The organism is Mesobacillus subterraneus (assembly GCF_003937825.1).
Taxonomy (GTDB): Bacteria; Bacillota; Bacilli; order Bacillales; family Cytobacillaceae; genus Mesobacillus; species Mesobacillus subterraneus.
Map to the genome: position 1 here is coordinate 80,439 of NZ_RSFW01000020.1, position 26,940 is coordinate 107,378.

Annotated in this window: 24 protein-coding genes; 8 read left to right on the plus strand and 16 right to left on the minus strand. The window is 47.7% G+C overall.

The window, feature by feature from the left end; all coding sequences use genetic code 11:
- The first annotated feature begins 13 nt into the window (after positions 1–13).
- The 7 genes from EJA10_RS17880 to EJA10_RS17910 all read left to right on the plus strand — a co-directional run bounded on the left by EJA10_RS17880 (position 14) and on the right by EJA10_RS17910 (position 6,087).
- Positions 14–1,099 (plus strand): DUF871 domain-containing protein, encoded by a 1,086-nt coding sequence (locus EJA10_RS17880; protein WP_125481394.1) that lies wholly within the window; start codon positions 14–16, stop codon positions 1,097–1,099.
- Positions 1,080–1,994: an N-acetylmuramic acid 6-phosphate etherase gene (gene murQ, locus EJA10_RS17885; protein ID WP_125481395.1), complete on the plus strand. Its 915-nt coding sequence runs from the start codon at positions 1,080–1,082 to the stop codon at positions 1,992–1,994. Before EJA10_RS17880 ends, murQ begins: the two co-directional genes overlap by 20 nt.
- Before the next feature lie 136 nt (positions 1,995–2,130).
- Entirely contained in the window at positions 2,131–3,294 is a 1,164-nt protein-coding gene (gene nagA / locus EJA10_RS17890; protein WP_125481396.1) for an N-acetylglucosamine-6-phosphate deacetylase, read from the plus strand.
- A 21-nt stretch (positions 3,295–3,315) separates the two neighbouring features.
- Positions 3,316–4,041, plus strand: a complete 726-nt coding sequence (gene nagB, locus EJA10_RS17895; RefSeq protein WP_125481397.1) for a glucosamine-6-phosphate deaminase — start codon at positions 3,316–3,318, stop codon at positions 4,039–4,041.
- A gap of 42 nt (positions 4,042–4,083) precedes the next feature.
- Positions 4,084–4,809, plus strand: a complete 726-nt coding sequence (locus EJA10_RS17900) for a GntR family transcriptional regulator (RefSeq protein WP_125481398.1) — start codon at positions 4,084–4,086, stop codon at positions 4,807–4,809.
- Positions 4,810–5,017: 208 nt separating this feature from the next.
- Entirely contained in the window at positions 5,018–5,245 is a 228-nt protein-coding gene (locus EJA10_RS17905) for a DUF2164 domain-containing protein (protein ID WP_125481399.1), read from the plus strand.
- Between the two features lie 104 nt (positions 5,246–5,349).
- Positions 5,350–6,087 (plus strand): N-acetylmuramoyl-L-alanine amidase, encoded by a 738-nt coding sequence (locus EJA10_RS17910; protein WP_425462107.1) that lies wholly within the window; start codon positions 5,350–5,352, stop codon positions 6,085–6,087.
- A 30-nt stretch (positions 6,088–6,117) separates the two neighbouring features.
- On the opposite strand, the gene EJA10_RS17915 is transcribed toward EJA10_RS17910, so the two are convergent.
- From EJA10_RS17915 to EJA10_RS17930, 4 genes are read right to left on the minus strand one after another with little or no spacing between them, the layout of a single operon-like run.
- Positions 6,118–6,477, minus strand: coding sequence for a phage holin family protein (locus EJA10_RS17915; RefSeq protein ID WP_125481400.1), 360 nt, complete (start codon positions 6,475–6,477; stop codon positions 6,118–6,120).
- A 1-nt stretch (position 6,478) separates the two neighbouring features.
- Complete coding sequence (locus EJA10_RS17920; RefSeq protein WP_125481401.1) at positions 6,479–6,667, minus strand: PspC domain-containing protein; 189 nt, start codon at positions 6,665–6,667, stop codon at positions 6,479–6,481.
- Positions 6,668–6,703: 36 nt separating this feature from the next.
- Complete coding sequence (locus tag EJA10_RS17925) at positions 6,704–7,798, minus strand: DUF4097 family beta strand repeat-containing protein (protein ID WP_125481402.1); 1,095 nt, start codon at positions 7,796–7,798, stop codon at positions 6,704–6,706.
- A gap of 18 nt (positions 7,799–7,816) precedes the next feature.
- Entirely contained in the window at positions 7,817–8,137 is a 321-nt protein-coding gene (locus EJA10_RS17930) for a magnetosome magnetite crystal formation protein family (protein WP_125481403.1), read from the minus strand.
- Between the two features lie 276 nt (positions 8,138–8,413).
- On the opposite strand from EJA10_RS17930, the gene EJA10_RS17935 reads away from it, so the two are divergent.
- Positions 8,414–9,280: a polysaccharide deacetylase family protein gene (locus EJA10_RS17935; protein WP_125481404.1), complete on the plus strand. Its 867-nt coding sequence runs from the start codon at positions 8,414–8,416 to the stop codon at positions 9,278–9,280.
- Positions 9,281–9,333: 53 nt separating this feature from the next.
- Here the strand turns inward: EJA10_RS17935 and uvrA are convergent, their stop codons facing one another.
- The 12 genes from uvrA to EJA10_RS17995 all read right to left on the minus strand — a co-directional run bounded on the left by uvrA (position 9,334) and on the right by EJA10_RS17995 (position 26,899).
- Positions 9,334–12,213, minus strand: coding sequence for an excinuclease ABC subunit UvrA (gene uvrA, locus EJA10_RS17940; RefSeq protein ID WP_125481405.1), 2,880 nt, complete (start codon positions 12,211–12,213; stop codon positions 9,334–9,336).
- 7 nt (positions 12,214–12,220) lie between these two features.
- Positions 12,221–14,200 (minus strand): excinuclease ABC subunit UvrB, encoded by a 1,980-nt coding sequence (gene uvrB, locus EJA10_RS17945; RefSeq protein WP_125481406.1) that lies wholly within the window; start codon positions 14,198–14,200, stop codon positions 12,221–12,223.
- A 521-nt stretch (positions 14,201–14,721) separates the two neighbouring features.
- Positions 14,722–14,955 carry a CsbA family protein gene (locus EJA10_RS17950; protein ID WP_125481407.1) on the minus strand — a complete coding sequence of 78 codons (234 nt, stop codon included), beginning with the start codon at positions 14,953–14,955 and terminating at the stop codon, positions 14,722–14,724.
- A 131-nt stretch (positions 14,956–15,086) separates the two neighbouring features.
- Entirely contained in the window at positions 15,087–16,331 is a 1,245-nt protein-coding gene (locus tag EJA10_RS17955; protein WP_125481408.1) for an EAL and HDOD domain-containing protein, read from the minus strand.
- Positions 16,332–16,461: 130 nt separating this feature from the next.
- A complete protein-coding gene (locus tag EJA10_RS17960) occupies positions 16,462–17,028 on the minus strand; it encodes a helix-turn-helix domain-containing protein (RefSeq protein WP_125481409.1) in 567 nt (188 codons plus the stop codon).
- A gap of 196 nt (positions 17,029–17,224) precedes the next feature.
- Positions 17,225–17,632, minus strand: coding sequence for a GNAT family N-acetyltransferase (locus tag EJA10_RS17965; RefSeq protein WP_125481410.1), 408 nt, complete (start codon positions 17,630–17,632; stop codon positions 17,225–17,227).
- A gap of 224 nt (positions 17,633–17,856) precedes the next feature.
- Positions 17,857–20,325 (minus strand): S8 family serine peptidase, encoded by a 2,469-nt coding sequence (locus EJA10_RS17970; RefSeq protein ID WP_125481411.1) that lies wholly within the window; start codon positions 20,323–20,325, stop codon positions 17,857–17,859.
- 443 nt (positions 20,326–20,768) lie between these two features.
- Positions 20,769–22,196: a S8 family serine peptidase gene (locus EJA10_RS17975; RefSeq protein ID WP_125481412.1), complete on the minus strand. Its 1,428-nt coding sequence runs from the start codon at positions 22,194–22,196 to the stop codon at positions 20,769–20,771.
- 166 nt (positions 22,197–22,362) lie between these two features.
- Positions 22,363–23,010, minus strand: a complete 648-nt coding sequence (locus tag EJA10_RS17980) for a response regulator (RefSeq protein WP_125481413.1) — start codon at positions 23,008–23,010, stop codon at positions 22,363–22,365.
- Positions 22,985–24,844: a sensor histidine kinase gene (locus tag EJA10_RS17985; RefSeq protein WP_125481414.1), complete on the minus strand. Its 1,860-nt coding sequence runs from the start codon at positions 24,842–24,844 to the stop codon at positions 22,985–22,987. Before EJA10_RS17985 ends, EJA10_RS17980 begins: the two co-directional genes overlap by 26 nt.
- Positions 24,845–25,127: 283 nt before the next feature.
- A complete protein-coding gene (locus EJA10_RS17990) occupies positions 25,128–26,054 on the minus strand; it encodes a peptide ABC transporter permease (RefSeq protein ID WP_125481415.1) in 927 nt (308 codons plus the stop codon).
- Positions 26,051–26,899: an ABC transporter permease subunit gene (locus EJA10_RS17995; protein WP_125481416.1), complete on the minus strand. Its 849-nt coding sequence runs from the start codon at positions 26,897–26,899 to the stop codon at positions 26,051–26,053. Before EJA10_RS17995 ends, EJA10_RS17990 begins: the two co-directional genes overlap by 4 nt.
- Between the last annotated feature and the right edge of the window lie 41 nt (positions 26,900–26,940).

Genomic DNA, 26,940 nt, shown 5'->3' on the forward strand with positions numbered 1-26,940 from the left:
TGGAGGCTTGAACATGCTAGGCATTTCCGTTTATTTGAACAAAGACCGCAGGGAAAAAAATGCGGTCTGGATTGAAAAAGCAGCCCGACATGGACTGACTTCCATCTTCACCTCTTTACATATACCTGAGGATAATCCAGCAGATTACAAGGAACTTCTGCAAGAGCTTGGGGCACTGGCGAAAAAGCACGGAATGGAGCTGATGGCTGATGTTTCGCCCCGGTCATTGGATTATCTTGGGCTTGAATGGGAGCATTATGAAAAACTGCTTGATTGGGGCTTATCCGGGATTCGAGCGGATTATGGATTCACAACCAGGCAGGTCGTGGAGTTATCGCATAAAATGAAGATAGGAATCAATGCCAGCACGGTTACGAAAAATGAACTCGAGGAATGGATTGGTGCTGGGTTGAAAACAGCAAACGTGGAGGCATGGCACAATTTTTACCCGCGTCCTGAAACCGGGCTGGATACACCTTTCCTTATTGAACGAAACAAAATGTTCCGCTCAATGGGTATCACCACCATGGCTTTCGTGCCAGGAGATCAGGATCAGCGCGGACCTGTATTTGCCGGCCTGCCCACGCTTGAAAAACACCGGAGCAGTTTGCCGCACATCGCTGCTGCGGAGCTGTTGTATTCCTGTTTTACCGATAAGATCCTGATTGGAGACCATGCTGCCAGCGATGATCAGCTTGCATTGCTATGTTCCCTTGACAAAAAGATCATTCCGCTGCGTGTTGAAGCCCTGAATTGGCCACAGACAGAATTATTGGCGGCGCCACTGACCAACCGGATGGACCCTGCCCGTGATGTCATCCGCGCTGTTGAATCTCGGTCTTATGCTTTAAAAGGAGACAAGCACCTCCCTCCTCTGAATCAAACGGAACGTCCTGGAGGGACGATCACTATTGACAATGAGTTATACGGGCGGTATGCAGGTGAATTGCAGATTACGGTGAACGACCTCCCCCGTGATGAGAAAGTGAACTGCATCGGAAGAGTAATTGAGGAAGATCTGCCATTGCTTTCGCAAATAGGCGCAGGGCAAAAATTTCAATTTATTGTGAGGGATGAACATGGAAATCGCAAAGCTTAATACAGAACAGCAGAACCCGAAAACAATGAATATCGACTTGATGTCGACCGAGGAAATCATCACCGTCATCAACCAGGAGGACACGCTCGTTCCGAATGTGCTCGCAAGGCAGGTTCCGACTATTTCGGAGGTGGTAGACAGGATTGTTGAGGCCTTCAAGAAAGGCGGACGGCTGATCTATATCGGCGCCGGCACTTCCGGGCGTCTCGGAATCATCGACGCTTCCGAATGCCCTCCGACCTTCGGAACCCCCCCTGCCCTGGTCGTCGGAATCATTGCCGGTGGCAAAGAAGCAATGACAGAAGCCCTTGAAGGTGTCGAGGATGATAAACAGCAGGGACAGGCTGATCTGGAAAACATCTCCCTCACTCCTGATGATATTGTAGTCGGCATTGCAGCAAGCGGACGGACTCCTTATACAATCGGAGCGTTGGAATATGCGAAAAAGATCGGTGCACAAACTGTTTCCGTTGTCTGCAGTAAAGACTCTGAGATGGAGAATATTTCTGATTACACAATTGCAGCAGTCGTCGGACCTGAAGTCATCACCGGTTCGACGAGGATGAAGGCCGGAACCGCACAAAAACTGGTCTTGAACATGCTCTCGACTGCTTCGATGATCAAAATGGGCAAGGTGTATGGCAACCTGATGGTCGATGTCCAGATGACGAATGAAAAACTCCATAACCGCGCGGTGAACATCGTTAAAATGGCGACAGGCGCGTCAGATGAAGAAGCACGAGCCGCCATCAAGGAGCAAAACTACCACACGAAAGCTGCCATCCTCCAAATCACGACCGGCTTGAAGGGCACTGCTGTAAAAGACCTATTGGAAAAACATAATGGCTACCTGCGCGAGGCCATTCAGGAGTTTTACAGAGGAGAAGACAAGTAAGGTTACTTGTATATACCACGCAAAAATACCTATTCCCCCTGAGTGCTGGTATAGACAGCTCATTGCCGATATTAGTATAATAAAAGGGATAGAGGGTATAAAGAAATAGAATGACAAAACTTTAGGTGATTGAATCATGAAGGATTTAGTGCTCGTAAATGCAAAGATTTTAACAGAAAAAGGCCTGATCGAGAAAGGCTATATTCATATAAAAGAAGGAAAAATCGTTGAGACGGGAGCGGCATCCTCCCTTCCCCATCATCATGCAGAGGTCATTGAGCTTACTGACGACAATACCATTGTCCCGGGGTTTATCGACGTGCACATCCATGGAGCCGGCGGAGCGGATACGATGGACGCGACTGAAGAGGCACTGAATACGATGGCCTCCATCCTGCCAGAGGAAGGAACGACCAGCTTCCTGGCCACGACGATCACTCAAGATCAAAGCGCCATCATCAAAGCGTTGGAAAACGCAGGAGATTATATCAGCCAGCACAACCATCCAGGCAAAGCAGAGGTGCTCGGAGTCCATCTGGAGGGTCCTTTCATCAATGAATCCAGGAAAGGTGCCCAGCCGGAACAGCATATCCGTGTCCCGGATATAGAGCTGTTTGCGAGGATGCAGAATGCTTCGGGAAACCATATCAGGCTGGTGACACTCGCTCCGGAAATGGAAAATGGCTATGAGTTCATTACCTATCTGGCCGAAAACGGCGTCATTGCTTCTGTGGGTCATTCAGATGCTACCTATGGTCAAATGGCTGAGGCAGTGAAAGCAGGCGCAACGCATGTCACCCATTTGTTCAATGGCATGCGCGGGATGCATCATCGCGATCCTGGTGTTGCAGGTGCTGCCCTGCTATTCGATGAACTGAAGATCGAGATGATCGCCGACGGAATCCATGTCGTTCCGGAAATGCTGAATTTATCCTTACGCGCCAAAGGAACGGGCGGAGTCATTTTAATCACCGACTCGATGAGGGCGAAATGCCTCAAGAATGGCACCTACGATCTCGGCGGCCAGGAAGTGAATGTAGCAGACGGAAAGGCACTGTTGGCCGATGGCACACTTGCGGGAAGCATCTTGAAAATGAAAGATTCATTGAAAAATATGATGGAATTCACAGGCATCAGTCTTGAAGAGGCTATGAAGCTGGCCAGCGAGAACCCGGCAAGGCAGCTGAACGTTTTTGACCGCAAAGGCAGCATTGCTCCTGGTAAGGATGCCGATTTGGTCATTCTCGACCATAATCTCGAAGTATCGATGGCATTTTGCCGCGGGGTTAGAAGCTTTTAAACTTTGAAAGAGGTGATGAAGTTGAAACTGATCAGGACAACCAGCTATGAGGAGCTAAGCCAGCAGGCTGCAGCTGAAATCATCTCCAGAATCCAAAGCAATCACAGGCTGAATCTGGGACTGGCCACCGGCAGCACTCCTACCGGCGTCTATAAGCAGCTGATCGAGGACCATAAAAAAAATAAGACCTCTTATAAAGAAATCAATACCTTCAATCTGGATGAATACATCGGGATTGCGAAAAAAGACCCGCACAGCTATCACTATTTCATGTGCGAGAATCTGTTTCACCATATTGATATCCCGCTGGATCAGACGCATATTCCGGATGGTACAGCGAAGGACCTTAAGGAAGAATGCCTACGTTACGAACAGTTCATTCAGGAGCACGGCGGCATCGACCTGCAGATACTCGGGATTGGCCAGAACGGCCATATTGGTTTTAACGAGCCCGGCACGCCTTTTGACAGCAGGACACATATCATCATGCTTGCTGAAAGCACGCGCAAGGCGAATTCACGATTTTTCGACTCACTTGAAGAGGTGCCAAAGCAGGCCATCACAATGGGGATTGCTTCGATTATGGCAAGCATGGAGATCTTCCTGCTTGTATCAGGCACAAGCAAAGCGGAGGCACTCGCCCGGTTGATGAACGGCGCAGTCAGCGAGCAATTCCCGGCTTCTGTCTTGAAAAAGCACCCAAATGTCACGATTTTTGCCGATAATGAAGCGGCAGCATTACTATAGAGATCCCTTCTGAAAAATTGCAAGCAGTCAGGAGAATGAGAAATGATTAATAAAAGTTCACCCATTCCTATTTATCACCAGCTCGAGGAATATATAAAAGCGCAAATCGACAGCGGCGAACTGCAGCCTGATGAAACCATCCCCTCTGAACGTGTCTACGCTGACATGTTCCAGATCAGCAGGATGACAATCAGGCAGGCGCTGACGAATCTTGTGAATGATGGCTACCTGTATCGCCAAAAAGGAAAAGGCACCTTCGTCAACAAAAAGAAGGTTGAACAGCGCCTGCAGGGTCTGACAAGTTTTACCGAGGACATGAAGGAACGCGGCTTCACTCCTGGGAGCAGACTGGTTTCGTTTGAAATCATCCCTGCCGGCAGGGAAATCGCTGACCGCCTTCATCTCAATGAAAATACGCCAGTATACGAAATCAAGCGTGTCAGGCTTGCGGACAATGTGCCGATGGCTCTCGAGACCACCTACCTCCCTGCCAACCTGGTCAAAGGGCTGACAGAGGAAATTATCAATCAATCACTTTACCAGTATATTGAAGAGAAGCTGTCGCTTGTCATCCATGAAGCGACTCAGCAAATTGAAGCATCCATTGCCAAAGAGCCGGAGCTGCGCCTGCTTGATATTGAAAAAGGCTCCCCTGTCCTGCTCATTTTAAGGACATCCTCCCTAAAGGACGGCACTCCCTTTGAATTTGTCAAATCAGCCTACCGCGCCGACCGTTATAAATTTGTGCATACGATGCAGCGAGCATAATTTCTGGAGATCCGAATGGGTCTCCTATTTTTACGTCCTTTTCTGGGGGCAATATGCAATAAAGGATGAATGTCGAATACGGATGGGAATATAGCTTATTTCCACGGAAATAATCGAACAGGATTGTCGAAGCTTTTTGGGAAAGGTGAAATGATTGTCATATTGAGCTAGAATTGGGGAATAGATGAAAACAGAAGGAGCAGATCATATGCTTAAAAATTTTTCGATTGATGACCATGCGAAGCGCCAGATGACAGATGAAATCAAACGCTTTTTCCTTGAAGAACGCGGTGAGGAGCTGGGTGACCTGGCGGCTTTGCTGATTCTGGAATTTTTTGTGGATAAGCTCGCTCCCCATTTTTACAATAATGGCGTCCAGGATGCGCATGGATTCATGTCCGAACGGCTTGAGGATATTTTTGACCTCAATAAATAAGGTGTTGGACGTTCTTTCCGGTACTTTTAGCTGATGTCACTATGTCCGTTTCCTTGCTTTGTTCATATATATACTTGTGAGGAAATCTTTTATCGGAAGGTGTGATGATGATGAAGATCATGCTTGATGCTGGGCATGGTTATAACACCCCGGGTAAGCGAAGTCCTGACGGAATGAGAGAGTATGAGTTTAACAGAGCGGTGGCGAATTATGCCAGGGACTTGCTGGCGAACTATAACAATGTCACGGTATACTTTTCCCATTCGGATCAGCAAGATGTTTCATTGAAGGCAAGGACGGACAAGGCGAACAGCCTGAACGTGGATATATTTGTTTCAATACATGCCAATGCGTTTGGCAGCGGCGGCTGGAACAGTGCCGGCGGAATTGAGACGTATGTCTATCCATCAAGGCCTCCAGTGGCATATCAGCTTGCCCAGAAAATCCAGCGCAACCTCGTCGTGGCAACAGGATTGCAGAACCGCGGTGTCAAAACCGCTGACTTCCATGTCCTGAGGGAGACAAGAATGGACGCGGTGCTGGTGGAATGCGGGTTTATGACAAACCGGGAAGAAATCAAACTGCTTCGTTCGGAAACATACCGGAGAACGATTGCCGAGGGAATCGTCAAATCGCTGGCCGAGCAGTTCAGGCTCCAGCGAAAGGCGAATACCCCTGCGCCCTCATCTGCCCCTCCTGCAGCAAAGTCCGCTCCTGCCCCAGCGAGCAGAGACGGAATCTACAAAGTCCAGGTTGGCGCGTTCGTAAATGAGCAAAATGCAAGAGAGCTTGCAGAGCGGCTAAAGAAAGCAGGCTTTGAAGCTTATATTAATACTGAATGAAAGAAGGCCGGCAATAAATGCCGGCCTTTTCTATTTTTCCTTGGATTCCTTGAAAACAGTATTCTGGATAATCAGGTTTGCAATCGACATGATGATTGCTGTAAGCAAGGCCATACCAAATCCCCCGATGTCAAACGAACTGCCCATAAGGCTGTCTGTCAGCATCAGTGTGATCGCATTGATGACAAACAGGAACAAACCAAGGCTAAGCACCGTAACCGGGAGCGTCAGGATAATCAGGATTGGTTTTACCAATATGTTCAGGATCGAGAGGATAAAACTTGCGCCAAGAGCTGCCCCGAATCCTGACAGGTAGATGACATCCTCAAAATAGCCGGCAAGCGCCATGAAGAGCACAGCATTAATCACAATTCCCAACAGCCATCTCATGTTAATACCCCTTGTTTGGAAGGACAAAAACAAGTACAAGATAGAGTATTGCCATTGGGAAGAAAGCCGTGGCAAACACCAGGATCACAAACAATAATCTTAGCCATAATGCATTCATCCCGAATGACTCTGCCATCCCCCCGAGAACACCAGCGAGCATCCGGTTCGTTCGTGAACGAGTCAATTTCATCTCAAACACCTTCCTATTTCACTCAACTTTTAGAGCCTATCTTATCAGTTTTTTCACTACAATCGAGCCCGTTTTTGTATCGGCATGCAATCTGACCGCATGAAGTCCGCCCTCGGCAGGCTTGAAACGAAGCGTTTTCTGGACCATATCGCTTTTTTCCTCGACAACCTGGATTCCATCCAGTTCAATCGTGAAGCCTCCAAGATTTGATTTCAGTTCACCGCTGGCCGGCGTCTTCTCAGGAAGGAAAACGTCGATACTGCCTGTCGTTGCCTTGACTTCGATATTCTCACAATCATTGTTGTTCACCGTGCAAGTCAGGTTCCCATTGAAGGATTGGAGATCCACCTGGTTAAAGTAGCCGTCAGCCTTAATTGCGCCATTGATCGTTTCAGCCTCGAGGTCGCGGATCGAACTTCTGTGGATGCCGATTTGGCCGTTTGCCGTTTCTGTTTCCAGCTTGCCGCAATCCAGGTTCTCCAGGAGGACTTTGCCATTCGCCGTCTTCGCGCGGCAATCCTTCACCTTTAAGTTTTCTCCTTCAATCGATCCATTAAACAAGCGGATTCGGACATTTTCGTAATCCTCTTTTGGAACGTGGACGACCGAATCGACCTTCATCCACTTTTGCTGCACCGAAAAACGGAGCTTTTGCCCTTCAATAGCGAAAATGGCATCCTCAAGGAATTTACGCCTCGCCTCATCCTGGTTTTCAACGCGATACACCTTGGCGCTGCATTCGATACGGACATCCTTTTGCTCCCATGGCACCAGTTTTACAGAACCATTCGCCATGTCAATATCGATCTGGTTCAAGATGGCATCCCCCTGCTGAAAGATATGGGTGATGTCAACTGATTGCCCAAAGTTCAAATCCAAATCAAAATCCTTGATTTTCTTAAAAGCCGTATCGACAAAATCAAGCACCTTATCTTTTACAGAGTTGAACTTGTAAGTATTGAAGTCTTCCTTTTTTGCTTCCTCAAATTTCACAGAGGGGGACAGGGATGTTGAGTTGCTTTCCTGGCTGCCCTTCCCCTGCTCCAGCTGTTCAATTAAAAACAAAGCTTCATCAACCGTCATTTTGCCTTCTTCCACAAGCTTTAAAATCCGTTTCCGTTCTTCCTTCATGTTCATTTCCTCCCCACTTTATTTCTCTATTGTAAGTACTTTAATCCCTTTTACCAGATTCCAAACGAGCACGATCAACCCGAGGACCACCATAAACATTGCACTGGAAAACACCAATACAGGAAACTCTTCTGCTGCACCTCTTGTAACATCATAATAAACACCAACCAAGACAAGCGGCAGCGGGAATAGCGGAATAAGGTGCGACACCAATGCCTTCTTGGCATGCCCCTTCACATCCAGATCCTCTGAGGCAAAATAAGCGACTAAAGGGAATAAAATCCCTGCGAACATAATACTGAAATAACACAAAGCAGACAGAATCCTTTTTGTATCCATCTTCTTCATCTCCTTAGCAATTAATACGCAGCGGAGTCTAAGAAGTTTCATATCTTTATGAAAATAGTTCGACAAATTGTCTGCCGACCCTTGGTGAATGACCTGTATTTATTGAATTTTCCGTGAACAGTGCGTCAGGAATTTCCACTATTTTCAGATTCAAATTAAGCTGGTAAACTATTATTCTGTAATTAACCAGAAATATTTCTGTAACAAATATGAAATATAAACGTCTAAGTTAATGCAAATAATTTTAAAACCAGCGAGGGATGCAGAGTGTTCAGCTTGAAAAGTAAAACAGCCAGATGGTGCACCGTTGTGTGTTTAGTTGGGGGGCTTATCACCTCCTCTTCTGCCGTTGCCAGCCAGGTGAAGAAGCCCGGCATTCAGGGGTATAGCCAGCAGCAGGAGCTCAAAATAGCTTACAATCGTACCGATGAAGTGTTAAAAAAACTAGAAACAAAGCCGCCTAGATTCGCGGAAGAACAAGATCAACTGACTCCAGACCCAGCAGACATTCCCGCTGAAGAACCTGCCACTGCACCTTCAAAAACAGTCTACTTAACATTTGATGACGGACCACACAAGGTTTCAGACCAAATCTTATCGATTCTGGATGAGTATGACGCAAAAGCTACCTTTTTTATGCTGGACGGGAATATGAGAAACTTCCCCGAAGCGGTAAAAAAGATGGCAGAAGCCGGCCACGCCCTCGGAGCGCATGGAGTCACGCATGACAAAAAGAAAATCTATCAGTCTCCGCAGACCGTAGTAGCTGAAATGGACCAAACATTAAGTACCATAAAAGAAATCACCGGGCTCGATTCGACCCTGATCCGCACACCATATGGAAGCGCACCGCATATGAAGGAACCCCACAAGAAAGCGGTCAGCGACAAAGGATACCAATTGTGGGACTGGAACGTTGACAGCAAAGACTGGTATTACCGCGATAAAAGGCTGGTTGACTACACAATCGCCCAGGTTGCAGATAAAGCCCAGAAGGATGAACCACTCGTCATCCTCCTGCACGAAAGAGAAGAAACCCTCGCCCAGCTGCCAGAACTGCTCGAGTACCTGAAAAAGGAGAACTATGACTTTAAAGCGCTCGATGCAGCGATGACGCCGATTCATTTGAAATAAACCTGTGACGCAAAAAGCTCTTCCCGCGAAGGAAGAGCTTTTTTCATATAGAATTAAGCATTACTCGTGCTTTTTTCTTTTTCCTGAATTTGTTCCTTCATCCGCAGCCTGTCACGGTCGAGGATTGGTTTCAGGTATCTTCCTGTATAGGATTCAGGGATTTCGGCGATCTGTTCTGGCGTTCCAGTGCCGATAATCGTACCACCTCGGTCCCCGCCTTCCGGCCCAAGGTCGACGATGTAGTCCGCTGCCTTGATGACATCAAGGTTATGTTCAATCACCAGCACAGTATCCCCGTTTTCTACCAGGCGCTGGAGGACGATCAGCAGGCGGGAAATATCATCGACATGCAAGCCTGTTGTCGGCTCGTCAAGAATATAAAGCGAACGGCCTGTCGAGCGTCGGTGCAGCTCAGAAGCAAGCTTGACGCGCTGGGCCTCCCCGCCGGACAAAGTCGTAGCAGGCTGGCCAAGCGTGATGTAACCGAGACCTACATCGTAAATCGTCTGCAGTTTGCGGGCGATTTTCGGAATGTTGGCGAAGAACTCGAGCGCATCTTCCACGGTCATATCCAGTATTTCAGAAATGTTTTTCCCTTTATATTTCACTTCCAGCGTTTCGCGGTTGTAGCGCTTGCCATGGCAGACTTCGCAAGGCACATAAACGTCAGGCAGGAAGTGCATCTCGATCTTGATGATTCCATCACCGCGGCAGGCTTCACAGCGTCCGCCTTTCACGTTAAAGCTGAAACGGCCTTTTTTATAGCCGCGGACCTTCGCTTCATTCGTTGTGGCGAATACATCGCGAATATCATCGAATACCCCTGTATAGGTTGCCGGGTTCGACCTTGGTGTACGGCCGATTGGCGACTGGTCAATATCGATGACCTTGTCGAGGTGTTCAACCCCTTTGATTTCCCGGAACTCGCCCGGCTTGCTTTTCGCTCGATGCAGCCTCATCGCGAGTGATTTATGCAGGATTTCATTGATCAATGTACTTTTACCCGATCCGGACACCCCTGTAACCGCCATGAAGGTACCGAGCGGGAACTTCACACTGACATTCTTCAGGTTATTTTCCTTTGCCCCTTTGATCTCGATATAGCGGCCATCTGGCTTGCGGCGCTCAATTGGCAGCGGGATGAACTTTTTGCCTGACAGGTACTGGCCAGTCAGCGAGTTCGGGTCATCCATTACCTGAGCCGGCGTCCCCTGGGAGATGATCTCGCCGCCGTGAACTCCTGCTCCAGGACCGATATCGATCAAATGGTCAGCGGCAAGCATCGTATCTTCATCATGCTCGACCACTATCAACGTATTGCCGATATCACGCATGTTTTTCAGTGTATCGATCAGCCTGTCATTATCGCGCTGATGAAGTCCGATGGATGGTTCATCGAGGATGTAAAGAACCCCTGTCAGGCGGGAACCGATCTGGGTTGCCAGCCTGATCCGCTGTGCTTCACCACCGGAAAGCGTACCGGCAGCACGACTCATCGTCAGGTAATCCAGTCCTACATTGATCAGAAAGCCCAGACGCTCCGTGATTTCACGGAAAATCATGTTGGCGATTTTCATCTCTTTCTCAGAAAGCTCAAGGCCCTCGAAAAATTGGTGTGCCTCTTCCACCGATAACGAAGTCACTTCGCCAATATGGCGGCCATCGACAAGGACGGCAAGGGATTCACGCTTCAGCCTGTAGCCTTTGCATGTCGGGCAGGCGTGCTCGCCCATATACTTTTCCATTTGTTCACGGATATAATCCGAGCTTGTTTCCTTATAGCGTCGCTCGATATTTTTCAGGACGCCCTCGAAAACGATATAGTTTTCGCGAACCTGCCCCCAGTCGTTTTCATAGCGGAAGTAAATCCGGTCCTTCGGAGAACCATAAAGAATTTTCTCCAGCTGCTTTTCTGGAAGGTCTTTTACCGGGACATCCATATCGATTCCGTAATGGTTGCAGACAGCCTCTAGCAGCTGCGGGTAATATTGTGAGCTCGTCGGTTCCCAAGGAGCGATGGCATGCTGTTTCAAGGATAGTTCCTTGTTCGGGATGACTAGGTCCACGTCGACCTCCAGCTTCGCACCAAGACCGTCACATTCCGGACAAGCGCCGAAAGGACTGTTGAAAGAAAACATGCGCGGCTCCAACTCGCCGATTGAGAATCCGCAGATTGGGCAGGCATGGTTCTCGCTGAACATCAATTCTTCTTCGCCGATGACGTCAATGAGGACATTGCCTTCACCAAGCTTTAGAGCGCTCTCCAACGAATCTGCCAGGCGGGCTGCAATCCCCTCCTTGACAACAATCCGGTCAATGACGACTTCAATCGAATGCTTCTTGTTTTTCTCCAGCTCGATCTCATCGCCAAGGTCATGCATTTCTCCGTCAATCCGGACTCGGACATAGCCCTGCTTTTTCACATCCTCAAGGACTTTGACATGAGTTCCTTTTCGGCCGGAAACCAGCGGGGCAAGGATTTGCAGCTTTGTCCTTTCCGGATATTCGAGCACCCGGTCAACCATTTGCTCGATTGTTTGCGAGTGAATCTCTACATTATGCACCGGGCAGACCGGACGGCCGACCCTTGCGAATAATAAACGAAGATAATCATAGATTTCTGTCACCGTTCCAACTGTTGAACGGGGGTTGCGGCTTGTTGTCTTCTGGTCGATTGAGATGGCCGGCGACAGCCCTTCAATAGAATCGACATCCGGCTTGTCCATCTGGCCAAGGAACTGGCGCGCATATGCAGACAATGATTCCACATAACGGCGCTGTCCCTCTGCGTAAATGGTGTCGAAAGCCAGCGAGGACTTTCCTGAACCGGAAAGCCCTGTCAGCACTACAAGCTTATCTCTCGGAATGGTGACATCTAAATTCTTCAAATTATGGGCTCTGGCGCCTTTAACGATCAGTTTATCCATAGCCATGGCATCGTCATCCTTCCGCTTTTAACTCAAGAATGAGGTCACGCAGCTCGGCAGCCCGCTCGAAATTGAGTGCCTTCGCCGCTTCCTTCATTTCTTTTTCCATATTTAAAATCACTTGTTCGCGATCCTTCTTGTTCAGCTTCTTCAAGCCTTCTGCCGGGCTGTATCCTTCTTGCTCCTCAGCAGCGATTGTCGCACGGATTACATCGCGGATTTCCTTCTGGATCGTTTGCGGTGTAATACCATGCTTTTCATTATATTCTTCCTGGATCGCGCGGCGGCGCGCCGTTTCGCTGATCGCTTTTTCCATCGAATCGGTTCTCTTGTCAGCATACATGATGACGTGTCCGCTGGCATTCCTCGCCGCACGGCCAATCGTCTGGATGAGCGAACGTTCTGAACGAAGGAAGCCTTCCTTGTCCGCGTCGAGTATCGCCACCAGCGAAACCTCCGGAATATCGAGACCTTCCCTTAACAGGTTGATTCCGACGAGGACATCGTACTTACCCATACGAAGCTCGCGGATAATTTCGATCCGTTCGAGCGTCTTTATTTCGGAATGCAGATACTGGACTTTGATGCCGATTTCTTTGAGGTAGTCGGTCAGGTCTTCAGACATCTTTTTCGTCAGTGTCGTGATCAAGACGCGTTCATTCCGCTTCGTCCGTTCCTGGATTTCCCCGATCAGGTCGTCTATTTGTCCTTCGATCGGTCTTACATCAATCGTTGGATCAAGAAGGCCTGTAGGGCGGATGATCTGCTGGACCATCTCAGGTGTATGCTCGAGTTCATATGGTCCAGGAGTGGCCGATACAAACACGGCCTGTTTGACATGGTTCTCAAATTCCGCAAATGTCAGCGGGCGGTTGTCCATCGCGGATGGCAGGCGGAAACCGTGGTCAACAAGCACCTGCTTGCGCGCCTGGTCACCATTAAACATTCCCCTTATTTGCGGCAATGTAACATGCGACTCATCGACGACAATCAAAAAGTCATCCGGGAAATAATCGAGCAATGTATACGGTGTCGCACCCGCAGGCCTCAAGGTCAGATGGCGCGAATAATTTTCGATGCCAGAACAGAAGCCCATCTCACGCATCATTTCGAGGTCATACCTGGTACGCTGTTCAAGCCTTTGTGCTTCAAGCAGCTTTTCCTCGGCACGCAGCACTTCAAGTCGCTCTTCCAGCTCTTTTTCAATGTTCTCTATGGCAATCTTGAGCTTTTCCTCGCGGGTTACGAAGTGGGATGCCGGGAAGATGGCGACATGGTCACGCTCGCCAATGATTTCGCCAGTTAGGGCATCGACTTCCCGGATCCGGTCGATCTCATCGCCGAAAAACTCGACCCGCATGCAGTGCTCATCACGGGATACCGGGAAAATCTCGACGACATCGCCACGGACACGGAACGTCCCGCGCTTGAAGTCAATATCATTCCGTTCATACTGGACGTCAACCAGCCTGTGGAGGAGCTTATTGCGCTCGATTTCCATGCCGGTCCTCAGCGACACGACCATGTCCCGGTATTCATCCGGATTACCGAGGCCATAGATGCAGGAAACACTGGCGATGATGATGACATCCTTGCGCTCGAACAGAGACGAGGTGGCCGAGTGGCGCAGCTTATCGATCTCATCATTGATGCTGGCGTCCTTTTCAATGAACGTATCCGTCTGCGGCACATAGGCCTCTGGCTGATAATAATCATAGTAGCTGACGAAATATTCAACCGCGTTGTTCGGGAAAAATTCCTTGAACTCGCTGTAAAGCTGGCCGGCAAGGGTTTTATTGTGGGCGATCACAAGCGTCGGCTTGTTCACTTCCTTGATCACATTCGAAATTGTGAACGTCTTCCCTGTTCCTGTCGCACCAAGAAGCGTCTGATGCTTCTTGTTATTGCGAATCCCTTTTACCAGCTCCTGAATGGCTGCAGGCTGGTCCCCCTGCGGAGAATACTTCGAGACTAATTCAAATTGGTCCTTCACAGAAAAGCCTCCTGTAATTTTATTTCGTTCAGATTCTAAGAATAGAACCTTCTTATATATAAGCCTTACATTGATGTCAAAAAGTCATATCCTCATTCTACCACAAAGCATGTAAAACAAACCAATAAAAAGCGAACAAACATTCGAATTCGGTGGGTTATTTTATGATAAGTGGGGATGGTTAGTGTTTTGAGAGTGGCGAATAGCTGCAAATGGGGGAGGGATTCAGTAAAAGGGCTTTTTTGGGGACAAGATTGATGTGGGTGGGGCGGATATTCCCCGTTAGCTGACTTTTATTCCCCGTTGCGTGAACTTTATTCCCCGTTGGGCGAGGTTTATTCCCCGTTGGACCGAGTTTATTCCCCATTGAGGCAATTGCACACTTATTTCATGCATGATTCAGGTGAAAACCACTTATATAGGCACGATTCCACCTTAATCAAACGTTTGATTAAACACCCACAACCCTTTATTCATAAGAAAAACCCACCGAATTGAGTTCGGCAGGTTTACTTTTATCCTTATTGCTTGTTGCGGTTCTTTTTCATCATTTGATTGGCGAAATAGAATCCTACGGTCAAAGAAAAGGCATCGACAACGATCAGCAGGAAGGAATCGGTGTACCCTTTATAAACAGAAGCGGCGATCAACGCGACAGTCAACACGAGTGCAAGGATGTGATTATAGGCAACCCTGGTGAAAAACACGACCATGAAACCAGGGAGTAGCAGTGCAGATAAATATTTCAGCACCAATTCGTAACACCTCATTCAGCTAAAATTCCAAATAGTTTAAAATTGTCTTTTTTAAAATATATCTCTTTTGGAGGCTGGTTACAAGAAACTTTCATTATTGAAAAAAAGCATGCAACCGCATGCTTTAATGATTATGGATTGACTTCACTCAAAATTTTCGCAGCCCAATCACTTGCTTCGCCGTATAGCCTGAAAAGCTCTTCTTGCGGCATCGTTGTTGGGTTGAACGATATTTCATGATTTTCATGGAAGGCTTGCTCCACATCTTTTAAAAATTGAAGTACTATATACTCGTCATTCTTTTCTCCTGACAATGCATCCTTGAGCTCGTTGCTTAATGGGAGGTCTTCCAGAAGGTCTTCCATTGGAAGATGCAGCAAGGAATCTATCAAGGAAAACATTCCAAGCAGGAAGTATTTCGAGGCGAGCACTTCCCTGCCTACCTTCCTTCCAATCAACTCGCCAAGCTTCCCCCGCTTAAGCGATAATTCAATGATTTCCCGTTCCTTTGATGCCCCATCTGTTCCCCGGTCGGCTCCCCTGATTGCAAGGACATAAATCCATTTCTTGATTTCGTTCAGCCCCAGGAGAATAATGGCTTGCTTAATGGAGGAAACCTCATTTCTCGGGCGGAACACCGGATTATTAATGAGCCTGAGCAATTTATAGGAGAGCGAGATGTCACGTTCGATGACGTCCTTGATTTTTTCAAGATCAGGTTCTGGACTCTCGATTTCTTTTAAAATCTGAAAATAAGAATGATAGTATGATGGAATATCATAGCTATTCAAAATGACCGGTTTGCTAAAATAAAATCCCTGGAAATAGACGAAGCCATCTTCCTTTGCTTCTATGTATTCTTCGATTGTTTCGACTTTTTCGGCGAGGATCCGGATCTCCCGGTCTTTAATAAACCGGATCATTTCCTGGCGGTCAGCTCGAGTGGTGCTGCGGAAATCAATCTTGATAATATCGATATAATCCAATAGCTGGACTGTCAGGTCATTCCACTGTGAGACAAAGAAGTCATCCAGGGCGATGGTATAACCATGAGCCTTCAGCTCCTTGCAAATCTGGAGAGTATCCTCATTCAATTCAACTGTCTCAAGGATTTCCACGACAATGGATAATGGATTGAAGTAGGAAGGAACCCCAAGCTTCAAGAGCTTTTCGGTAAAATTAATGAAACAAGGCTTGCCATTTGAAAGCTCTTTAATGCCAATATTCAAAAAACTATTTACAATCACATCTGTTGTGGCCTGGTCTCCGTTCGTGTGCTGATAATTATTGGCCGTGCTGCTTCGATATAATAATTCGTAAGCAATAGTCTTTTCATTTATATCAAATATCGGCTGCCTGGCAACATAAATATCCATAATATTCCTCCTGGAGACACATTCAAAACCCAATCTATGAAATAATTAATAATGTTTGTGTAGAAAAAATATACTATTATTTTACAAGTTTTACAAGAGTCTTGGAGTATTTACCATATTTTATATTAAATTAAGAAAAATGATTTTCCGTCAGCCGCTTGATCTTTTTGCGGATGGACTCTCTTGTCCGTCCGACCAGATCAGCAATTTCTGCCAGCGTTTTTCCACAGCAATACAATTCAAGTACCTGCTTTTCTTCCTGCTTCGTCCATGATTTGTAATTCGTGACTTGCCTGGCGATTTTCCGCTCTTCTGCCACCCAGGCAGGCTCTGGAGGTAGTGCGTCAGGCTCGAGTTTGGAGAAGTTAATTTTATGGCGGTTATGTTCTGCCCATGACCAAAAATCATCTATGTTTATGAAGGTAAATCTCTTTTTATTGCGGGTAATCCGTTGATATGAATCAAGCTCATGGTTGAGGATCCACTGCATGACTGTATTTCGGTCAACGTTGAGGATTTTTGCCAGTTCCCCGGCGGTCAGCATTCCCGTGTAGGATTTGGTATGGGACAGACCCAATCTCGTAATCTTCACTTCGAGGGCCACGATGCTTCGGTTCAGCCTTTTCGCAATAGTAGACAATGACTGGCTGCCAAGCTGGTCTTTAATCAGCTGAATATCTTCCGGTGCGTACTTCATCTAAAATCCAACCATCCTTCAATCTAAAATACTGTCATTTAATTTTCCTTGGCTTATTAAACCACATTTACACCCCCTCAAGAATACTGCCCACCGTATAAAATCCCGCATTCCATAATTTGCATAAAACAGAGGCAAAACAGAGGGACGGTTCTCCTGTTTTTGGAAAAACAGGAGAACCGTCCCTCTCTGCAACTTAGTATTTACGATACATTCCATGCGATTTTGGCAAGGTGTAAGCAAAACCGAATTGTTCATACAGTTTGTTTGCCGGGTCATCTGCTATCAGGCTGACATATGAGCCTTTGTATGTATGCTGGTCGAGGTATGCCATGATTTCGGTCATTACCCGTTTTCCCAGCCCCATCCCCTGGTGACTTGGCTTAACGACAATGTCTACAATTTGAAAAGCTGTCCCTCCATCGCCAATGATCCTTCCCATTGCAATTAATTGTGATTCTTCATAAACAGTAACGGAAAATAAAGAGTTCTCCAAACCAATTCTGACTGCCTCGATCGATTTTCCGCTCATGCCTGCTTCTAGCCGCAGATTGATATAGTCTGAAGGTGCCGGGGGATGGTATGAATTGTTAAAATTGCTCATGTCCAGTCGCTCCTCTGTGTATATTCCTAACCAGTTCCTTCAATTACAGATGATAACTTCTAAGCCTTAAGTTATTTCTAATTCGATCGCTTAATCTTTCAAGCGATGCCTCACAATCCAGGAATGTTCCTTCAAAATCGAAGAATATAGCTTCTAAATTGGTCACCTTATCCTCCCATTTCTTCAAAAAAGAACAGACCCAGTAGGCCTGTTCTCATTTTACCTTATTTCAGAAACGCATTATAGTAGCGTGTCATAGCGACGGCGAAGTCTCCGCGTGTGTTTTTAGCCGATGGTTCGAACGTTGCTGTTACTTTTGGCTTCAGGTCGTAGCGTCCTTGGGTGACGGCGAACTTGGCGTTAAGGATGTTCAGGTCCAATGCGAGCTGGACGTAGCCTTTCAGGTGCTGGGGTACTTCGCCAGCGTCAGCTACCGCGATTCTTTCATCTTTATATTGGACTGTCAGTTCACCGCTGAATGCTTCTGCTTCTTTTTGCAATCCTAATGCCTGGACCAGTGAGTATGCCAGCTCTGCACGGGTTACGCCGTCCTTAGGAGCGAACTTTCCCGCTGCTTTCGGGAGGATGACTCCTTTCTGGACATGCTGCTGGTCACGGAAGGAAGCTCCTTTCGCTGCAGCTGCTTCGACAAATGGGAGGTCGCTGCCGGATACATCCGTGAAACTAGCCGTCGAAGGCAGTGCTTGCTTGATTTCCGCGCCCATCACCAGATATTTCGCCAGCTCCGCTCTTGTTAAAAGCGCATCAGGCTTGAAAGCGCCACTAGAGAAGCCATCAAACAAGCGTTCACTCACGCCCATTTTAATTGCGTCGGCTGCTGGATGTCCTGTAATATCGTTCAATCCTGAGAAACCGCTGACCTTCGTGAAGGCCAGTTCCCCTTTTACCGTTTCCGGCAAAGCGATACCGATTGGATTCGCATCTGCTCCGCGCAGGCCGCGGATTTCCGCCTTCCAGGTTCCAGGAGCAGGAGATGTGACAGATACGGTCCGATCGTAATTCAACGGGAACAGCAGGCTGACACCCGAGCTGTACTCTGTTCCATCCGGTGAAATCAGGATGAGATTGATCGGGTTGCCCGTCTCGCCCATGACACCGGCACCATCTGCTTTTGCGACAAGACTGGACATGCCTTCTTCAACGGTGAATTCATATTGATTCACCGAAAGAAAGGTAAGCGGGTTGTACTCAACGGAAAACTCCTTGCGCTCCGTAGAAGACTCAACATTGCTGTAAAAGGTCTGTGTTGCGTTCACTGTTTTACCATAAGCGGTATTGTTAAAGCTCTTATCGATTGCTGCATAGGCATTGACATATCCTGCCCCGGCTTCCCATGTTTCGTAGCCTGGCATATTTGTAGCTGTCTGTTCAAGGATCTCTTTGACTTCAGCAGGTGACAGCAAAGGATTTGCTTCAAGCATCAGGGCAACGACCCCAGCAACGTGCGGCGTGGCCATCGAGGTACCGCTCATTGTTGTGTAGTAAGGCAAGTAAGCAGGTTCGATTGTTTGTGCATCCTGGTCAGCAGCCAGTGTTGAGACCGGCGCGATGACTCTCGTTGAAACAATGTCAACTCCAGGTGCTGTAATGGTCGGTTCATCCTTCCAGGTCCATTCCTTGCCGTCTATTGTAAAAGTGCCCCCGGCACCCTTCGTGCCTCTTGAAGAGAAGTCCGCAAGCGTACCATCCTTCACGCCTGCCGCTACGGAAATGACCCACGGTGCTTTTGCGTATGGATTGTGCGTATTTTCGCCAGGACCTTCATTTCCCGCTGCAAAAAGAACGGTAATGCCTCGGTCATATGCTTTTTTGCTGGCAATATTGATTGGGTGATTCGGATCAAAGTCGCCAGATGAACCCCATGAATTGGTGATGACGCGGATATTGTATTGCGATTGATGGGTGATGGCGTAGTCGAAACCACCGATGCCGTCAAGGACGAATAACGCAGCGCCTGAACCGTAGCCGATCAAGTCTGCCCCCGGTGCCGCTCCTTCATACTTGCCGCCAGACATCGCGCCTGTTCCGCCGACCGTCCCGGCAACATGTGTGCCATGTCCGGAGTTCGTGTCCGTGTTTGCCACGTTCTCGACATAGGTGATTGGCAGCAAGCCTGGTGCCAAGGCATTAAGGTTTGTTGATCCCATGACATTCTGGACGAGGTTTTTACCTAACTCATGATCCTTGTGCGTGCCATCCACGCCGCTGTCATTCACGACGACGCCAATTCCTTTACCCGAAACAGGCAGGCCGCCGTTTGCCTTGCGGAAGCTGTCGTCCGTCCTGGCTTTATCCACTCCCGTGATGGCTGTTGCATCAGCGTTGAAATAGGTAAGCTTTTTATTAAGGTAAATGGACTGAACCTCAGGACTTGCCGCAAGCTGTTCAATTTGTGATTTTGTCGCGATGACGCCTGCAATCGGCAGGGACTTCATACTGATTCCCGTCTCGATCCCTAGCGTTTTTAATAGGGATTGCTGTGCGCTGGTCGGTGCACCGTCGCCTTTAAAAGTGACGATGAGTTCCAGCGAGCTTGCTGTGTTGAGCGCTTTGCTCACGAGCGGGTCAATGACAGCCGTGCCGCCCGTGGCTGCCCCAACCTTTCCTTGCTGCGCCATGAACGACGGAAAAACGAGCAACAGGGCACATAACAGATACATCAAACGTTTCATCGTATTCTCCTCTCACCTTATAAAAATTTTGAATATTCCTAACTTAATTATCTGCATTGGCCCAAATGAAAACTATTCTTCAAAGGTAATAAATTCGATTTCCGGAATGACTATTCTCGTATCGTACAAAAGTTGTAGTTGGGTAGTGCTATAGAAGTTTGATAGAGGATTTTCTCCATATATTGGATGACGGCGCAATTATGCGGTGCTTTTGTGCAATAAGCTCCTCGCTTTACGAAAATACCATTCATTATTACGCAATTCCGCCGGACTATCACGCAATTAATGCGTCTGATTAAGAGAATAATTTTTCCAGCTGGAATTTCACCTGTGTTTTCACCCGAAAAAGAGGTAACTTGAAAGTTTTTGAGCTTTGAATGGAGCTCCTTGCCCAGGAACAAGACAAAAAATCTCCCCTGCACTCGCAAGGGAGATCATTTCAATCACTTTTTCGCCTTAAAAGATGCATCCACAGCTTTATAGGCATTCACATAACCTGCGCCAACCTCCCAAACAGCGTAATCCGGCATGGACGTGGCTGTTTTTTCAAGGATTGATTTAACCTGGGTAGGCGACAGCGCCGGGTTCGCTTCGAGCATCAGGGCGATGATGCCTGCAACATGCGGTGCAGCCATCGAGGTTCCGCTCATCGTCGTGTAATACGGCAGGTGTGCGGGCTCGATATATTCAACATCCGATGGTGCCCCCAGTACGACAAGCGGGCTGATGACTCTTGTCGAGATGATGTCCACACCAGGTGATGTCACCGTAGGCTGGTCGGCCCATTTAAATGTCTGGCCATCAACAGTGACCGTTCCGCCTCGACCTTCCTCACCGCGTGAGGAGAAATTAGCCAGTTTGCCAGATTTGTCTCCTGCTGCAACCGTTACAACCCATGGTGCTTTTTTATAATTGCCGGAAATTGTCTTTGCAGCTGGGCCGGAATTCCCTGCTGAGAAAACCGTCACGATCCCGCGGTCGTACAATTTCTTTGTCGCGATATTGATTGGGTGGTAAGGATCAAAATCTGTTCCTGCATCACTCGTGTCTCCCCATGAATTCGTGATCACGCGGATATTGTATTGCTGCTGATGGGTCAGGGCGTAATCGAATCCACCAATCGTATCAAGCATCGCAACGGCTGCACCAGATCCATAGCCAATCAAGTTTGCACCTGGAGCGACTCCTTCATACTTCCCGCCTGACATCGCGCCCGTACCGCCAACGATGCCGGCAACATGGGTGCCGTGCCCTGAACTTGAATCCGTGTTTGGCACGTTCTCAACATAGCTCACTGGCAGCAGTGAACTGATGGCATTCAGATTGGTGGATCCTAAAACGTTCTGCACGAGGTGACTGCCAAACTCCAGATCCTTATGCGTTCCGTCAACCCCGCTGTCATTGATAACAACGCCAATCCCCTTTCCGGATACCGGCAGTCCGCCATTGAGCTTTCTCATATTATCATCTGTGCGAACCTGATTGACTCCTGTGAGATCTGTCGCATCTGCATTTTCATATTTCAGCTTTTTGTTCAAATAAATCGATACGACCTGGTCGCTCTGTGCCAGCTGATCAATCTGTTTTTTCGTCGCTATAACCCCGGCGATTGGCAGGCTTTTCAGCGTAAGCCCTTTTGTGATGCCTGCGGACTCAAGCAGCTTCACCTGCTCCGGCAGCACTCCTTCATCGCTTTTAAAAGTTACGATCGCTTCGACCGGTCCGATTGCCGTTAATAGTTTTTTCGTCAACTCGGCATCCACTACCGCTTTTACAGGCTCAACTGCCTTCGTGGTCGACCCAGGAACAACACAAGCAAAAAATGTCGCGGCCATAAGGACAATTGCTAAAAATGCAGCTTTAAACTTCATTTAATGATTCAACCCCTTAGCTATTTTTCTTAATATTCCCACAATATTTACAAGAAAACCATTCTGCATTCGGGGTAAAAAATAATTACCTCTGTACTAATCTTCGATACTACTAAAGTAGTAGCCATAGAAAAAGAGCCCCTCCTCAGGGACTCTACTATATACACTATGCAGTCGGCGGAATCGGCACGAGCTGGTGCTGGACCGCATGGATGACGACCTGGGAGCGGCTTTTGACATTCAGCTTTTTGAAGATTTTGCTGACGTGGATTTTGACCGTTTTGTCGCTGATGAACAGGCGGTCGGCGATTTCTTTATTGCTGAGGCCTTCGACGAGACAGAGCAGGACTTCCTTTTCGCGCTCGGTCAGCGTGGTGTCTTCCTGCTGCGTTTGTTTTTGCTGATGGAAGGCGAGCAGCTTCCTCGTCATGGACGGATGGATGACCGATTCGCCGCCGGCGACGGTACGAATGGCTTCGACAACCTGGTCGGATGGTGCGTCCTTCAGTAAATAGCCGTCCGCTCCCTCACGAATTGCCGACATGAAGTATTCTTCGTGGCTGTGCATCGTCAACACGAGGATTTTGATATGCGGGTATTTCTTTTTTAAAATGCCCGTTACTTCCACTCCGTTTTTCATCGGCATGTTGATGTCCATCAAAATCATGTCGGGCTTGCATTTTTCTGCCTGTATAAGGGCGTCGTCGCCTGTGACGGCCTCACCGACAACCTCGATATCTTCCTCGACAGAAATGATGGTGCGCAGCCCGTCTCTCAGGACGGCATGGTCATCCACTAGCATGAGCCTGATCATTGGTGTTCTCCCCCTCGATTCCCATTCTAGGAACGGTGATGACAACTTCCGTTCCTGAGCCTTCCTTGCTGTCGATCTGCAAGGAAGCATTGATTTTTTCCGCGGCGTCGTTCATTTGCAGAATGCCGAAGTGCGGCTGGTTCCTCGCCTTCAGCATCGCCTGGAACAGCGAGAACCCTTTCCCGTCATCCTTGATTCGTAAAAGAATATGTTCAGATTGGTAGCTTAAGAGAACTTCGATGGCCGAAGCCTGTGAGTGTTTGATGGCGTTTTGCAGGCTTTCCTGGAAGGTATCGAACAGAACCTTCTCGACCATTGGGCTCAATTCGAGCTCCTGTCCCCTGATCTCAAATTCAATATCCTGCTGGAACTCCTTCTGGACCGCTTCGATTTTTCGTAAAATTGCCTCAGCAAGAGTCGCCTTTTGCGTCGGATAGGGCCGCAATGCATAGATGGATTCGCGCACCTCCTTCAGGCTTTCCCTGAGGCCAAGGACACTTTCATCGACGAGCTTTCTCGTTTCTTCAGGATTCTTCGTGAATTTTTTCCCTGCTGTTTCAAGCTTCATGACGGCTCCGGCAAGTGTCTGGGCGACACCATCGTGGATATCACGGGCAATTCGGTTCCGTTCTTCCAGAACAATCCGTTTTTCTTTTTCGGTAAAAAGCATCCGTGTCTTGATGATGACAGCAAGCTGGTTCGCCAGCGTCGCAATCGATTGTACATCATCATCCTGAAAACTCTTTGTCCGGCTCCTGGCGATGATGAACATGCCGATTGTCTCGTTCTCGATCACTAGAGGTGAATAGACGAAGGCCTTTACATCGTCTTCAAAACATTCCGCTGCAGGCCCGCCGACCTTTTTCCGGTCATTATAGATGATCGGCCGCCTCATCTCCTCGAACTCTTCAAATGCAGCAGCTGGCAATTCGCAGTTTTGCAGCGTCCTTCCATCCTTGAAGCTCAAAACCCATTCCCCGTCTCGTTTGATCCATAACAGGCTTGCCTCCGCTCCGATCAGCTCGTTGAACCTTCCCTTGAGTGCCGAAAGCCAGTCCTGAGAAGGAAGCATTTGGTTCAGCTCCGACGTAATGGAAAAAAGCAGCTTCAGACGATTTTTCTCTCTTTTCAGCCTGGCAATCGTGGCACTCAACAAGGAAATCCCGACAAGCGGCGAGAAAAAGAAGAAATAGGCAAACACATCGATTTCACCGCGGTTCTGGCTCCCGACCACATACAGGATGATGCCGTATATCAGCGAAATCGCAGCACTGTTCAGCTCTGTCATATTTTTTTGCATCCACATTTTAAAAGAATAATGCTGCGGCCTGATAAAGAGTACGAGGTCGACGATCAGATTATTGATGATGACGTACAAAGCTAACAGGAAGAAATACTCAAGGAAACCCTGAACAGTCGGAGTGAGTGCCAGTTTATCCAGTAAGCCTTTGAAATACGGCAGCATCAAGACTGCACCGTAAAAACTGAGCACCAGTTGAGCTGGATTGAAAAACACCGTCCTGAACGGCCTCCGATGGATCAGGTTGACAATCAGCACGGCACCTCCGTAAGCAATGGCCGTGTAGGGAAATCCATAGAGCAGGAACAGAACGTACACAACCGGGAAAGTAATCGCCGTCTGCCCCCGCCACACCGGCATCGGGTAATACTCGCTAATAAGCAGGAAAATAAATAAAAGGACCAGAACAATCGGCTCAGCGGGCGGCTCCAATTTTACCAATGAAAAAAGTATCAGCAGCCAGCCCAGCAGTGACACGGAACTCATGAACAGCCTGGCGGATTTTTCCCTTCTTTGAGAAAGTGCCTGATGCAAGAGCGCACCTCCTTTTAGTTTAGAATTTTCAGTTAATTAATTTTACCGTGAGGGTTCCCGAAACACAAATAAAACCCACTCACTGGCCGAATGGAGGGTGCCACTAGCCAATGAATGGGCCAAACTCATAATGAGTTTCGTTAAAGACCATTATGCCAAAAACAAGACCCCGAAGCTATTCATCAAACGGGGTATTTGTATAGTACGAAAGTGTTATAAACAGAGGGACGGTTCTTCTGTTTTTCCAAAAACAGGAGAACCGTCCCTCTGTTTTACCTCTGTTTTACTTACTCTTCCTGATCATGTCTTTGTGCTTGAACCAGTCGCTGAGGGCTTTATTGATCATGGCTACGCTCAGGGCTGTGAGGGTGAAGAACAGGATTGGTACATAGACGATCCATTCGTATGTGAGCATGAAGCGTTTGTTGAGTCCGATCAGTCCGGACCATTCATGGGTGACGGATGTTGGCGGATCGCCGTCTCCGAGGATGGTGCCGCCAAACAGGATCAGCATGACTCCGAGGTGGACGAGCAGGGTCAGCACCTGCAAAAACTGCTGGCCGAACATCAGGACCCATTCCTCGTACAGCTGAGGCAGAACATGTTTGAAATAGATATGGCGCTTGCTGCCGCCAAGCGTGATGGCTGATTCGATAAACTCTTCCTTCCAAATCCGGCGTTTCTGTTCGATCAGCTGGACCGTCAAGGCTGGCAGCGCTACGAGGATCAAAATGATGAACTCGTATACTACCCGTACCCAGAGGGGGTGATGAAAGCCCTCAATTGTATACATGACCACCGTCCGCAGCAGAAAATAGGCAATCAGTGTCTGCGGGAAAAAGGATAAAGGTTCGGAAATTGCTTTGATGACTTTGAAAACACGTTCAGGAACCCTGAACAAAAAATAGCTGAGCATGATGGAAAATAGCATCCTGAAGAAGGCGACAATCAAGACGATGCCAATCGAATACTTCGCCCCCTCAATCACCGTGTGGAGCATATCATAGCCATACATGTCCGAGCCAAACAGGAAGACATCGAAGGGCGGATAGGGCGGCGCCTTCTGCAGCGACCCATCCTCATTATATACAAGCAGCACCTGCCTGATTTTCCCGTCATTCAAGACGGTATTCAAAAGACTGAGCGTCACCATGATGATCAGGAACGACGCACCAAATATGAATTTTTTCCTCTTCAACAATGTCTTCATCGCGGATCCCTTCTGACATCTAGTAATCTATAAAGTATAAAAAAAGGCGTAAAAAACAAAATACAGGTGAATACGAACAGCTCAACGGAAAGATTCTTAATGTTGAACAGCATCAACCCGTCCATGTTAAACACATACTCGACCATCACCAATGTCGAGAGCATCATCCAGATGATCGTTTTAAAGTGGCCAAGCAAATCCTGGCTGATGTTGCGGATGACATGCATATTCAGCATGTAAATCGGGGTTAACCCCTTTGACTTGGCGAAGATAATATACTGCTTATCCAATTCTTCAAAAATCTTAAGAACGATGATTTGTGTGAGAAAAAGGAAGATCGGGAGACTTAGACTGATAAGCGGCAGCAGGACAGCCTGGTTATCACTCCCCAATGAGACGGTCTGCACCAGCTTCATCCCAAAGCTTTTATAAATCCAGATAACGAAAACCTGGAGCAAAAACATCCACAGAACATCAGGGACCGCCCGGATGATTTCTATAAAACTTAAAATATAGTCTTTCTTTTTTCCAAAAAAGAGAACAATTAAATAAGAGAGCAGGAAAGCCAGGATGAGAGCCGCGAAAAATGCCGTGCCCAGCGTCTTCATAGAATAGAAAAAACGCCCCATCACCGCGGAGATCATGTCATGCTTTCCATTGTAAGTTAAATCGCTCAGGGTGAAAATTTTCACAGACAGTTCCCTGATCTTCGTAAAATACCCTTCAAAATCATAGGTCAAATCCCGAAGAAGGACTGGCAAGCTGCCGATCACGATAAATAAAAGCACTCCGATTATGTACTGTAAAACGATATAAACCAAACGTATGGCACCATGTTTAACCATAGAAATTCCCCTCAACTATGTAGTGGTTAAATTATAGTTGA